We start from the raw sequence: 13061 nt of genomic DNA, 5'->3' as shown, positions 1-13061 counted from the left end.
CGATGTTTGGAAAATTAACGCTCGACGCCATTCCGTACCATGAACCCATCATCATGGTGACGGTGGCCGGAATCATTCTGGGGGGACTGGCCATCGCCGGTCTCATCACCTATTTCGGCAAGTGGCAATATCTGTGGAAAGAGTGGCTCACCTCGGTGGATCACAAGCGCCTCGGGATCATGTATCTCATCCTCGGTATGGTGATGCTGCTGCGCGGCTTCGCCGATGCGGTGATGATGCGGACCCAGCAGGTGATGGCTTCGGCCGGCAGTGACGGCATTCTGCCACCGCATCACTACGACCAGATCTTCACCGCCCACGGCGTCATCATGATCTTCTTCGTGGCGATGCCACTGGTGATCGGTCTGATGAACATTGTGGTGCCGCTGCAGATCGGTGCCCGTGACGTGGCCTTCCCCTTCCTCAACAACGTGAGCTTCTGGTTCACCGCCGCCGCCGTGGTGCTGATCAACATCTCCCTTGGGGTTGGTGAATTTGCCCAGACCGGCTGGCTGGCCTATCCGCCTCTGTCGGGGCTGGAGTACAGCCCGGGGGTCGGGGTCGACTACTGGATCTGGAGTCTGCAGATCTCGGGGTTGGGCACTTTGCTGACCGGCGTCAACTTCTTCGCCACCATCATCAAGATGCGTGCCCCGGGCATGACCATGATGCGCCTGCCGGTGTTCACCTGGACGGCTCTGTGCGCCAACATCCTGATCATCGCCTCCTTCCCGATCCTGACCGTCACGGTGGCCCTGCTCACCGCCGACCGTTACCTCGGCACCCATTTCTTTACCAATGACATGGGTGGCAACATGATGATGTACATCAACCTGATCTGGGCCTGGGGTCACCCCGAGGTGTACATTCTGGTGCTGCCGGTGTTCGGGATCTTCTCCGAAGTGGTGGCTACCTTCAGCAAGAAGAAGCTGTTCGGTTACACCTCGCTGGTGTGGGCGACCGTCGCCATTACCGTGCTCTCCTTCATCGTCTGGCTGCACCACTTCTTCACCATGGGCTCCGGCGCCAACGTGAATGCCTTCTTCGGTATCACCACCATGATCATCTCCATCCCGACCGGGGTGAAGATCTTCAACTGGTTGTTCACCATGTACCGCGGTCGCATCGAGTTCACCTCGCCCATGTTGTGGACCGTCGGCTTCATCATCACCTTCAGCATCGGCGGCATGACCGGGGTACTGCTCTCGGTTCCGGCGGCCAACTTCGTACTGCACAACAGCCTGTTCCTGATCGCCCACTTCCACAACGTCATCATCGGCGGCGTGGTGTTTGGCTGCTTCGCCGGTATCACCTACTGGTTCCCGAAAGCGTTCGGCTTCAAGCTCAACGATGTGTGGGGCAAGCGCGCCTTCTGGTTCTGGATTGTCGGCTTCTTCGTCGCCTTCATGCCGCTCTACGTGCTGGGCTTCATGGGCATGACCCGTCGCGTCAGCCAGCATCTGGATCCCCAGTTCCATGGCTGGCTGGTGGTGGCTGCCTGTGGTGCCGCGCTGATTGCCGTGGGTGTGCTGTGTCAGGTGATTCAGCTGGTGGTCAGCATCCGTGACCGTGAGCAGAACCGTGATCTGACCGGTGACCCCTGGGGTGGTCGAACCCTGGAGTGGGCAACCTCTTCCCCGCCGCCCTTCTACAACTTCGCCATCGAGCCGAAGATCAAGGGACTGGATGCCTTCTGGGAAGCCAAGCAGGACGGTTCTGCCTATCAGCAGCCCGAGCACTACGACCCGATCCATATGCCGAAAAACACCGGGGCAGGGGTCATCATCGCAGGCTTTGCCACCGTATTTGGTTTTGCCATGGTCTGGCACATCTGGTGGATGGCCATCGCCGGCTTCATCGGCATGATTGCGAGCTGGATCATCCACAGCTTCAACGACGACGTGGATTACTACGTGCAGGTTGACGAGATCGAGCGGATCGAGCGTCAGCATTTTGAAAATATCAACAAGGTGGCGTGAAGCAATGGCGACCGACGTTCTACATCACACTCACGACGGTGCCCATGATCATGGGCACCACGATGCCGGTGCCAACAAGGTATTCGGTTTCTGGATCTACCTGATGAGTGACTGCATCCTGTTTGCATGCCTGTTTGCAACCTATGCAGTCCTGGTCAACGGCACCGCCGGCGGCCCGAGCGGCAAGGATATCTTCGAACTGCCGTTCGTGTTTGGCGAAACCATGCTGCTGCTTTTTAGCAGCATCACCTTCGGTTTTGCCATGCTGGCGATGAACAAGAACCAGCTATCCGCCGTCAACGGCTGGTTGTTGGTGACCTTCGTGCTGGGGGCCGGCTTTATCGCGATGGAGATCTACGAATTCCATCACCTGATCGCCGAGGGCTATGGCCCGGATCGCAGCGCCTTCCTCTCCGCCTTCTTCACCCTGGTCGGTACCCACGGTATCCACGTGACCAGCGGCCTTATCTGGATCATCGTGATGATGGTGCTGGTGGCCAAGAAGGGGCTGACCGATCGCAACCGCTCCCGCTTGATGTGCCTGAGCCTGTTCTGGCACTTCCTCGACGTGGTGTGGATCTGCGTCTTTACCGTGGTCTATCTGATGGGGGCAATGTAAATGAGTCATTCCGTTGACAATCACGGCGCCAGCCACGGCAGCGCCAAGAGCTATCTGACCGGCTTCGTGCTGTCAGTCATTCTGACCGCGATCCCGTTCTGGATGGTGATGGATGGCTCCGCCTCCCACGGGACCGTGCTGGCTACCGTGGTCGGCATGGCGGTGGTGCAGATCTTCGTCCATCTGGTCTACTTCCTGCACATGAACACCTTGTCCGAGGAGCGCTGGAACCTGGTGGCACTGGTCTTTACCGTGCTCATCATCGCCATCGTGATCGTGGGCTCCCTGTGGATCATGTACAACCTCAACATCAACATGATGGTCCACTGAGCAGGCTGGCAATGATGATGAAGCAATACCTGCAAGTGACCAAGCCGGGCATCATCTTCGGTAACCTCATCTCGGTTATCGGGGGATTCCTGCTGGCCTCCAAGGGGAGCATGGACTTGCCCCTGTTCATTCTGACCATGGCCGGTGTATCACTGGTGGTCGCCTCCGGTTGCGTGTTCAACAACTACATCGACCGGGACATCGACTGCATCATGGAGCGCACCAAGAACCGTGCTCTGGTGAAGGGTCTGATCGCCCCCGGCGTATCGCTCTGGTATGCCACTGCGCTCGGCATTGCGGGCATTGCACTGCTCTATTGGGCGGCCAATCCGTTGGCCGCCTTGCTGGCAGTGCTGGGCTTCATTGTCTATGTGGGGATCTACAGCCTCTACATGAAGCGTCACTCGGTCTACGGCACCCTGGTTGGCAGTCTCTCCGGCGCCGCGCCGCCGGTCATCGGCTACTGCGCGGTGAGCGGTCAGTTCGACTCGGGGGCGCTGATCCTGCTGGCGATCTTCAGCCTGTGGCAGATGCCGCACTCCTATGCGATCGCCATCTTCCGCTTCAAGGATTATCAGGCGGCCAACATCCCGGTATTGCCGGTGGTGAAGGGGATCCCGGTGGCCAAGCTCCACATCACCCTCTACATCCTGGCCTTTATGGTGCCGACCCTGATGCTGTTCCTCGGCGGTTATGCCGGCTACAAGTATCTGGTGGTGGCCACCGCGGTGAGCGTCTGGTGGCTGGGGATGGCGCTGTCTGGCTACAAGCAGCTGGTGGATGATGCGCTCTGGGCCCGCAAGCTGTTCATGTTCTCCATCGTCACCATCACTTGTCTCAGCGTGATGATGTCGGTGGATTTCCAACCGGAAGCAGCTCCCGTGCTGGTGAGCATGCTGCCCTGATAGTGTGACTTGCCCCCCTAAAATGCATGAAATCCAGAGCCGGGAACTTTCCCGGCTCTGTTATTATGGGGCCGCCCCGTCGGGCACTTTTCCCGTATATCGGGTGTGGCATGGCAGCTGTCGGCCACCCCGTTGCTCTTCTTTTTCTCTGACCTATCGAGGCCATCATGAATGATTTCACCATGACGAGGGGCGAGCGCCGTGCCACCTGGGCGCTCGGCTCCGTCTTCTCGTTGCGCATGCTCGGCATGTTTATGGTGCTGCCGGTGCTGACTACCTACGGCATGTCCCTTGCGGGGGCTTCCGAGGCGCTGATTGGCCTGGCCATCGGCATCTACGGCATGACCCAGGCGTTGTTCCAGATCCCGTTTGGCCTGCTCTCCGACAAGGTGGGCCGCAAGCCCCTCATCGTCGGCGGCCTGCTGATGTTTGCCCTCGGCAGCGTGATCGCGGCGCTGACCCACTCCATCTGGGGGGTGATCCTCGGCCGCGCCCTGCAGGGGAGTGGCGCCATCTCCGCCGCCGTGATGGCGCTCTTGTCTGATCTCACCCGCGAGCAGAACCGCACCAAGGCGATGGCCTTCATCGGGGTGAGCTTTGGCATCACCTTCGCCATTGCCATGGTGACCGGCCCCCTTATCACCCATGCGCTGGGGCTCTCCGGCCTGTTCTGGCTGATCGCCCTGCTGGCGCTAGGGGGCATCGCCGTCACCCTCTGGCTGGTGCCGACTCCGAGCGACCACCTGCTCAATCGCGAGTCCGGCATGGTGAAGGGGGGGATGCGCACCGTGCTGACCAACCCGCGCCTGCTCAAGCTCAACTTCGGCATCCTCTGCGTGCATACCCTGCTGATGTCCAGCTTCGTGGCGCTGCCGCCGCTGCTGGAGCGTGCCGGCTTGCCCCGCGACAGCCAGTGGCAGGCCTATCTGGTCACCATGCTGATCGCCTTCGTCAGCGTGGTGCCCTTCATCATCTATGCCGAGAAGCGCAGAAAGATGAAGCTTGTGTTCCAGATCTGCGTGCTGGTGATGCTCATCGCCGAGCTGGTGCTCTGGCAAAGCGGCCTGCAGCTGTGGGGCCTGCTCGCCGGGTTGCAGATCTTCTTCATCGGTTTCAACGTGATGGAAGCGCTGTTGCCATCCCTCATCAGCAAGGAGTCGCCCCCCGGCTACAAGGGCACCGCCATGGGGATCTACTCCACCAGCCAGTTCATCGGGGTGGCCATCGGAGGCAGTCTCGGTGGTCTGCTCTACAGCCTGGGTGGCGCCTCGTTGGTGTTTGGCGGCTGCGCCGCCCTGGCTTTGCTCTGGCTCGGGGTCAGCCTCACCATGCAGGAACCCCCTTACGTGAGCAGCCTGCGCATCGTGCTGCCGGAAGGGGTGGAGGCCAATACGGCTCTGGAGCAGAAGATCCGCGCCTGCGACGGGGTGAGCGATGTGCTGCTGGCCGCTTCCGAGCGCTCTGTCTATGTCAAGGTGGACAGCAAGCGTACCAGCCGCCGGGATCTGGAGCTGCTGGTCATCGACGGCTGGCATTGATCGCGCTAAGCTCGGTTCGGATCTGCAACTACTTGTTTTTGAAAACAGTCTGGAGGCGAAATGAACTGGTATATCTCGGTACTCAAGCAATATGCGGTATTCAGCGGGCGGGCCCGTCGCACCGAATACTGGATGTTCGTGCTCTGCAACGTCGTATTCATGCTGCTGGTGGGGATGGTGGATCGCTTGATTGGCAGCGACAAGGAGATCCTGAGCGCCATCTACTCGCTGGCAGTATTGCTCCCGTCCCTCGCCGTGGCGGTACGCCGTCTGCACGACACCGACCGCAGCGGCTGGTGGCTGCTGATCGGCCTTATCCCCGTTATCGGTACCCTGGTGCTCATCTACTTTATGGTCTGCAACGGCCAGCAGGGGCCGAACCGCTTCGGCGATGATCCCAAAGCGGGCCCCTCGCAGGGCTTTATCGCCAGCTGACAGGTGCGGTGAAACGTACAAGCGAAAGAGGGAGGCATCATGCCTCCCTCTCTGTTTCTGTGACTTGGGCTGATTGCAGGTTCGTTAGCGCTCAATCAGCGGGGCCGAGCGGTAGCTCCACATACCGTAGGTACGCAGCACGTCGCGGTAGATGCCGAGCAGCTCGCTCTGGCTCACGCTTGCCAGATCCTCGAGCGGCTTGTCGGGGAAGCTGACGCTCACCACCTGCAGCCCGGCCGGGCCGGTCTGGTCGCAGGCGGTTTCAAGCACCGCCTGACCGCGGCGGACATGGCTGGCGGAGCTCACCAGCACCGCGTAGTTGATCTGGTGGCGGGCGAGGGCATAGGCGCTGTAGAGACCATTTTCCACCGTACTGGTGGCGTAGTTCTCCTCGATGAGGCGGCTGCGGTCGATGCCGTGATTGGCCAGCCAGTCGGCCATCAGCTTGCCCTCGGTCTGGTGATTTTGCGGCACCCCGCCGGTCAGGATAATGAGCGAATCGGGATCCGTCTTGGCGAGCTTGAGGGTGGCCTGCAGCCTGCCCAGCAGGATCCGGTCCATGGTGCCGTCGGGGTTGAGGGCGTAACCCAGGGTGACGATGGCGCGTTTACCCTCTTTGCTTGCCTTGAGCTGATCCTCGGTCAGCTCGGTCTGCAGCGCCATGGTGGTGACCCGCTGCACCCTTGCGATGATCTTGTCCAGATCGGCGGCGCGTCCGCCGTTGCGATCCGCTACCTTGGCCAGGGCGGTGCGCGACGCCTCCTTGTTTCCTTTCACCAGCTGCCAGATGGCGAGGTAGCTGTTGATGTCGAGGTCATCGGGGGCGACCGCCTGCGCCTGCTCCAGCAGCGAGATGGCGCGGTCGATATTGCCGTTGTAGATCTGGGCGTTGGCCGCCGAGATGAGCAGGTCGGTGCGATAGGGTTCGAGTTTGTAGGCCGCCAGCAGCCGGTTGGTGACCAGCTCCATGTTGCTCGGCATCTTGGCGGTAAAGCCGGCGTGGGAGATCTTGGCCGGCGATTTGTAGATCTGCTGCGCCTCGGCCAGCAGCATGTCCACCACCTGGCGCTTGCTTACCAGAGTATTTAGGTCGCTCTCTATCTGCATCGAGCTTTCGGCCGCCTGCAGGGCGAGGGGAGAGAGAGCCAGCAGGCCGCTCAGCGTCAGGGCGAGAAGGGTCTGTTTCATCGAAGATTCCTCGGTCGGGCTGATTGTCACTGCGCGCCGCCAGTTGGCAGCGCCAAGCAAAGTCGCGTCAATTCAGTCGGTTAGTACCAAAACAGGCGGGCAATATAGCAGTTATCGGGGCGTCAAACTGTGAGTCGGGGCGAGTCGTGGGGGATGAACCTCGTACTCGGCTGGACTCCAAAAAGGGCAGGGGGAGCGGTTTTCCCCCTGCCATCGGCAGCATTGGTTTCCCAACCTATCTTTTATCTGGATAGGTTGATTCTCAATCTATCGAATTTCGAGTTAATTCCACATCGGGGAGACACGTGCTTCCAGCGTATCCTGCTGCTCTTCGGGCATATCGCTGAAGAAGTTGAGGTGAGTCTGCTCCTCCACTTCACGTACCGATACCCGGTAGTCGGCGATCTTGCTAACGGGAATATCCTGTTGCGGCATGATAAAGGCGATGGCCTGCAGTTTGGCCGGATCCATCACGATCTTGTAGTAGGCGCTCGGGATTGTCACACCCTGACCGATGGACTCTTCAGAGCCGGTAAAGATGGGGCCGGTGATGACCTGCACATCCTTGCGGCTGATAGCCCATTGGCGTGCCTTCTCCTCCAGAATGCGCCATGCCTTCTGGTTGAGGGCTGGCAGCTGGGGTGTCATGTTGGTCAGCAGGAAGCTCTGCTTCATGGTGATATCGGTGGCGGCCATGTCGGCTGCGGGAGCCTGATGGCCACGGTCGTAGCCAGATCCCTTGTAGTCCGACAGGGTTGCGCGATAGGCGACCGGCACCTCCTTGTCCTCGGCAAAGGCATCCTTGCGCTTGATCTTGCCCTGTGCGCTCTGGGCGGTCATCCGGTAAGACACCCACTCGGAGACCTTGTGGTCGTAGTTGTAGCCTGCGGCATAGCCGTCGCGGCACAGTTTCTGATCCGCTTCGGAGGGGGTGCCAAAGCGCATGTGTTCCCCGCAGACAAAGCCCGCAGCAAAGAGCGGTGCAGTGCCGAGGGAGAGGGTGACAGCCAGAACCAATTTATTGATTTTTATCATTTTTGTGATGCTCCAGTTTAGTAGGCCGCATCATTTGATACACATCTCGAAGGAGCTTCAATTGCAGCTTGATGACACTTTCCGGATTTGTGACGTCTCGCCAAGATCTGTCGCGTGAATGGCTAATGTGTTTTAAATCAACGCCTTTCACCATGAGATGATGGAGAGTTGATTGAGGCTAAAAACAAGGGGCCCACTGCGGGCCCCTTTGTTTGGTACAAGATTGCGAGGGTCAGTCGGCTCAGGCCGCCTGCTCTCCCTTGTCTGCCAGCGTGCGGGCCAGCAGTGCTTCCGGGTTGTGGATCGCCTCCTTGGTCTTCACGTCGATGACCTCGATATCGGTGAAGCGCTCGCGGTTCTTGATCGCCACGTCGTGGGCGAAGATGACGCAGCGGGCGTTGGCGACATCCTTGGCGGTGATGCGGTTGATGATGCCGTTGGCGCCCTGGGTCTCGACCTTGATCTTGATCCCCTGTTTGGCGGCGGCCTTCTGCAGGCTCTTGGCGGCGAGGAAGGTGTGGGCTACGCCGGACGGACAGGCGGTGATGGCCAGTACGTCCGCTTCCCCTTCCGCTTCAATCACCTGATAGTCGCTATCGGTGGTGGTGACCTCTTCCTCTTCACTCACCGGTTTTTTCAGAATGTTGACGATGATGGCTGTGGTCAGGGCGCCGAGGATGGTGCCGAGGATATAGCCCATCTTGCCTTCCACCACCGGCAGCACAATCCAGCCACCCCAGGGGGCGTGGTTGATGCTGTGCATCATAAAGCCGGTGATGTTGCCGACGATGCCGCCTGCCACGATGGCCGGGATAACGCGAACGGGGTCAGCTGCGGCGAACGGGATGGCCCCTTCACTGATACCGATCATGCCCATGATGGCAGCCGCTTTGCCGGATTCACGCTCCTCTTTCTTGTAGCGCTTCGGAGACATGAAGGTTGCCAGTGCCATGCCCAGGGGCGGTACACAGATGGCGATACCGACGCCGCCCATCAGCCAGGGCTGGGTGTTGACCTGAGTCTGGGCAAACAGGGTGGCGACCTTGTTGACTGGGCCGCCCATATCGAAGGCGGTCATGCCACCCAGGATGGCACCCAGCATCACTTTACCTGAGCCCGCCATGCTGGAGAGCCAGTGGTTCATCCCCTCCATCATGGCGGCGATCGGGGCGCCGATCCCCCACATCACGATGCCGCACACCAGGAAGGTACCTATCAGCGGATAGATGAAGATGGAGCCAAGGGAACTCATGGAGTCGGGCAACTTGATCCGTTTGAGCTGATTGACCACGAAACCGGCGATAAAGCCCACCAGAATGGCGCCGAGGAAACCGGTCTGATAGTGCTGAACGGCAATCCAGGAGCCGATCATGCCAGGCGCCAGACCCGGTTTGTCAGCCAGCGAGTAGGCGATGTAGCCGCCCAATACGGCAGTAAACAGGGTCAGGCCGGCGATACCCATGGTGGCCATGTCTTTGAGGAAGCCCGTTTCCGGCACCGCGCCTTTACCGCTCATCATCACCGACAGCGACAGCAATACCCCGCCCGCCACGATAAAGGGGATCATGTGGGAGGTACCAAACAGCAGGTGCTGCTTCATGGTGTTGAGGCGATCCTTGAAGGTGCGCTCGGTGGGTTCAGCCGGTGTAGTGGCTGCCGGTTTGCCGGTCGGGGCCGGTTTTGCAACGCTCGGGCCTTGCTTGAGCAGGGCCAGAGCCTGTTCTGTGGTGGAGGCTGCCTTCATCTGCTCGATAAAGCCCGGCTCCAGCAGACGGGTCGAGAGTTCGGCCAGCACCTCGATGTGGTGGTTGGCGCCGCCATCCGGGGAGGCGATCATGAAGATCAGCTCGGTCGGCTTGCCATCTTCGGCACCATACTCGATCCCTTGCTTGCTGATCCCGATGGCGATAGCCGGGCGACTGACTGCCGCGCTCTTGGCGTGGGGCAGGGCGACACCCTGCTCGAACCCGGTGCAGTCGAGTTGCTCGCGGGCCCAGACATCTTTGACAAATTGCTCTTTGTCAGACACGGCACCATCGCGCGCCAGCATTTGCGCCATCTCGTCAAACAGGGCCTCCTTGCTGGTGGCCTTCAGCTCCAGACAGATAAGTCTGCCGTTGGTTATGGTGGGTAACATTGCACTCTCCTGGCTCCGTTCCTGAGCTCGCTGGGTGGGGATTGGGTTGACTGGAATATTGTTCTCCCGTTGCCCCCTCGTCGAAATCGGACAAATGTGCCGTTTACTGGATTTTTGTGTGACATCCTCCGCCCTGTGACCCTGCTCGCAATTTACACAGCCTTGGGTTTAACCGTGATCAATCAGTAAAACCATTTATAAACAATGACTTGATTTGCCGCTCATTATTAATCTCTGTTTGAGTGACGCGACTCTTGCAATCCTGCAGATGGAGATTTGTGTGAGTGGGACAGCCATAAAAAGTGTGAAGAGGGCGGCAAAAAACAGGATTTGGGTGAGGGACCCGCTGAGCAATGTCGTGACGAGAGTGAGGAGCGAAGGGAGGAGGAGAGAGTGATGACCAGCCCAAATATTCGATTGGTTCAGCTAAAAGCAATCGTTTATTTGATTGGGTAGTTGGCGGGATCCGGTTGTCGAAACAGGTGATACATTGGCCAAGTGCCGTCAGCCCTGAGTCATGTTCAACATGTGTGACTCGCTAAAACAAGGAGATATTCTGATGGAAAAACTAGACCAAGAGGTCGACACCATGCGCCAGGAGCTGGAGCGTCAGCTACAGCAGCAAGCCCACAACAAGTGGCAGGCGAGAGTCGATGCACTGCAGCAGGAGCGCTCCGGTGACTATCAGGACGAGGAGGAGGTGGAGTACTAGCCCGTCGCGGCCAAAGGAGAGTGGCCAGAATCTTCCATACCATGTCTCGTTATGACCAGGTTTCGTTTCTATCAGGAGCCGTCACGGGAGACAGTCTGAATAACCAAACCCCGCAGGCTGCAAGGGCTGCGGGGTTATTTATTGCTGCCCGCCATCATTTTGCAACTGCCACTGCTGCAGCTGCTTTTTCAGAGAGCCTTCGCCAGGGGGGATAAAGTCGTCGAGCAAAAAGCAGCGTTGATCGCCCGATTTTTGCAGCTGGAGGGTGACCTCCTGCGGCTCCTGCCGGGTATCTGTCATCGCCAGACGGTAGCGCATGGTTACGGCCACCGCGCTGTCGCTGCTGCTGGTTGCACTGAAGGTGATTGGCTCGACCACATCGCCATCTTGCGCGTTGGTCCAGGGATCGGCATCAATGGCGCACACCTCCCCGTCGGCATTGCACTCGGCCTCGCGGCTCAGCACGCTGAAAAAGTCCGGGGTCAGCAACTCTTTGATCCTGGCTGGATCGGTGTAATAGAAGTTCCGGTGATGCTCCCAGAACGCCTTGGCATGCTTGATGGCAACGCCGTCATCGCAAGCGGCATAAACCGGGTTGCCCAGCAGTGCCAGCAGCAGAAGCGGGAGTGCAGTGCCGGCTTTCATGGTGTGGCTCCTGACCTGTGCCGGTTGACGAGGAAGGGTCATGGCGGTCTCCGGAAAAAGGGGGTGGTTAAACGGGCATCATAGTCAACGCAGGGCGCAGCGAAAGAGGAATGTGGTGAATTTATGCCGCACATCAAGAATTTTGGCAGTAAAAGTCGTATCCGAATGGAGTCTATTCTTCGACTGGAAACTGTGCAATGAACTGATTCACAAGAAAAAGGACCATCGATGATGGCCCCTTCGTTTATTCGGTAATGGTGTTCGCACCTTAACTGCGGTTGCCGGCGCGAGCGACCCGTCCTTCGGCCAGCAGCTGGTAGCTGCCGGTGGCGGCCGGGATAAAGGCAGACTGGCCCTTCTCGAGACGCAGCGTCTCATCGCCGCGCTTGAGGATCACTGTGGCATCGATGGCAAACAGGATCTCGGCGCTGGTTGTAGTGAGCTGGTGCTCGCCAGCCGGGTAGACGCTGAAGGTGAAGTCAGGTACCGGTACCTCGAAGTGCTGCACAGCTCCTTCAAAATGGGGAGCAAGCAGGATCTGGTCGTCCGGCTTGGCCAGGCAGCGGGTGCAATCCAGCAGTTCTGCCACATCGATGTATTTGGGGGTGAGGCCGGCACGCAGCACGTTGTCCGAGTTGGCCATGATCTCGAGGCCGGTGCCGCGTACATAGGCGTGCGGGGTGCAGGCATCGAGGAACATCGCCTGCCCGGGCTTGAGGGTCACCACGTTCAGCAGCAGCGGCGAGAAGAGGCCGACGTCGCCCGGATACTGGGCCGCCAGACTGGTGATCAGCGCAAAGGTCTCCTCATCCTGATGCTCGCTGGCAAAGGCCAGCAGCCCCGCCAGCGCCTCCTCCTTGCGCGCCCCTTCCAGTACCAGCAGCTGGTGGAAGAAGTGCTGCAGCCCCGCTTCATTCTGGCTGGCGGCAAGAGCTGCAGTCAGATCGGCGATGGCCGGCAGATTGACCCGCTCGAACAGCGCCAGAATGGCCGGGATGGCGCGAAAACCGTTCATCGCCTGATAGGGGGTGAGGGCAAACACCAGCTCTGGCTTGTGGTTCGGGTCCTTGTAGTTGCGATTGCTCGCCTTGATATTGATGCCTGCGGCCTCCTCTTTGGCAAAGCCCGCTTCGGCCTGAACCTTGCTCGGGTGCACCTGAATGGAGAGGGCCTTCTCGGCGCACAGCACCTTGAACAGGAATGGCAGGCTGCCAAAACGGGCGAGGGTGGCCTCACCCAGCACGGCGGCGGGGGCGCGCTCGATCAGGGTCGAGAGCTTCTGGGTCTGGCCCGCCACGACTACGTCGGAGCAGCCGTTGGGGTGGGCGCCCATCCAGAGCTCGGCCTGGGGTTTGCCCTCCGGATTGGCAATGCCAAACAGGGTGGTGAGGGAGTCATGACTGCCCCAGTCATAGCCTTGAATCGGGTTTTGCATCAACAGAAAGGAGGGCAGATCGCTACTGCTCATAAGGGACGCCTCGTCTAGTTTGAAGAAAATCGGGTGCAGAAAAGGGTGGCATTGCTGCTGTGGACCGGAC

General features: G+C 59.5%; 12 protein-coding genes. 7 read left to right on the top strand and 5 right to left on the bottom strand.

The features are described from left to right. Window positions 1–2 precede the first annotated feature (2 nt). The 6 genes from cyoB to AACR93_RS06460 all read left to right on the top strand — a co-directional run bounded on the left by cyoB (window position 3) and on the right by AACR93_RS06460 (window position 5806). Window positions 3–1979 (top strand): cytochrome o ubiquinol oxidase subunit I, encoded by a 1977-nt coding sequence (gene cyoB / locus AACR93_RS06485; RefSeq protein WP_043849520.1) that lies wholly within the window; start codon window positions 3–5, stop codon window positions 1977–1979. Between the two features lie 4 nt (window positions 1980–1983). Next, window positions 1984–2598: a cytochrome o ubiquinol oxidase subunit III gene (locus AACR93_RS06480; RefSeq protein ID WP_043849519.1), complete on the top strand. Its 615-nt coding sequence runs from the start codon at window positions 1984–1986 to the stop codon at window positions 2596–2598. Beyond that, on the top strand, window positions 2599–2928 hold the full coding sequence (locus AACR93_RS06475) for a cytochrome o ubiquinol oxidase subunit IV (protein ID WP_043849518.1): 330 nt from the start codon (window positions 2599–2601) through the stop codon (window positions 2926–2928). An 11-nt stretch (window positions 2929–2939) separates the two neighbouring features. Next, window positions 2940–3833, top strand: coding sequence for a heme o synthase (cyoE, locus tag AACR93_RS06470; protein ID WP_043849517.1), 894 nt, complete (start codon window positions 2940–2942; stop codon window positions 3831–3833). Between the two features lie 167 nt (window positions 3834–4000). Then, complete coding sequence (locus AACR93_RS06465) at window positions 4001–5371, top strand: MFS transporter (RefSeq protein WP_043849516.1); 1371 nt, start codon at window positions 4001–4003, stop codon at window positions 5369–5371. 60 nt (window positions 5372–5431) lie between these two features. Next, window positions 5432–5806, top strand: a complete 375-nt coding sequence (locus AACR93_RS06460) for a DUF805 domain-containing protein (RefSeq protein WP_043849515.1) — start codon at window positions 5432–5434, stop codon at window positions 5804–5806. An 84-nt stretch (window positions 5807–5890) separates the two neighbouring features. Here the strand turns inward: AACR93_RS06460 and AACR93_RS06455 are convergent, their stop codons facing one another. From AACR93_RS06455 to AACR93_RS06445, 3 genes are all read right to left on the bottom strand, one after another. After that, the gene (locus tag AACR93_RS06455; protein WP_043849514.1) at window positions 5891–6994 is read right to left on the bottom strand and encodes a YdcF family protein; all 1104 of its coding nucleotides are present in this window, start codon (window positions 6992–6994) and stop codon (window positions 5891–5893) included. Window positions 6995–7276: 282 nt separating this feature from the next. After that, window positions 7277–8029: a DNA/RNA non-specific endonuclease gene (locus AACR93_RS06450; RefSeq protein ID WP_043849513.1), complete on the bottom strand. Its 753-nt coding sequence runs from the start codon at window positions 8027–8029 to the stop codon at window positions 7277–7279. Window positions 8030–8270: 241 nt separating this feature from the next. Further along, the gene (locus AACR93_RS06445; protein ID WP_043849512.1) at window positions 8271–10166 is read right to left on the bottom strand and encodes a PTS fructose transporter subunit EIIC; all 1896 of its coding nucleotides are present in this window, start codon (window positions 10164–10166) and stop codon (window positions 8271–8273) included. A gap of 559 nt (window positions 10167–10725) precedes the next feature. Between AACR93_RS06445 and AACR93_RS06440 the strand changes: the two genes are divergently transcribed. Continuing rightward, complete coding sequence (locus tag AACR93_RS06440) at window positions 10726–10878, top strand: hypothetical protein (RefSeq protein ID WP_197077921.1); 153 nt, start codon at window positions 10726–10728, stop codon at window positions 10876–10878. Window positions 10879–11016: 138 nt separating this feature from the next. Here the strand turns inward: AACR93_RS06440 and AACR93_RS06435 are convergent, their stop codons facing one another. Next, complete coding sequence (locus AACR93_RS06435; protein WP_231556866.1) at window positions 11017–11565, bottom strand: hypothetical protein; 549 nt, start codon at window positions 11563–11565, stop codon at window positions 11017–11019. 226 nt (window positions 11566–11791) lie between these two features. Next, window positions 11792–12991, bottom strand: a complete 1200-nt coding sequence (gene manA / locus AACR93_RS06430; RefSeq protein ID WP_043849510.1) for a mannose-6-phosphate isomerase, class I — start codon at window positions 12989–12991, stop codon at window positions 11792–11794. Window positions 12992–13061 lie beyond the last annotated feature (70 nt).

Source organism: Aeromonas sp. L_1B5_3, assembly GCF_963866575.1.
GTDB classification, from domain to species: domain Bacteria; phylum Pseudomonadota; class Gammaproteobacteria; order Enterobacterales; family Aeromonadaceae; genus Aeromonas; species Aeromonas jandaei.
The sequence above is the reverse complement of the archived record's forward strand: the minus strand, read 5'-3'. Positions and strand labels throughout refer to the sequence as shown.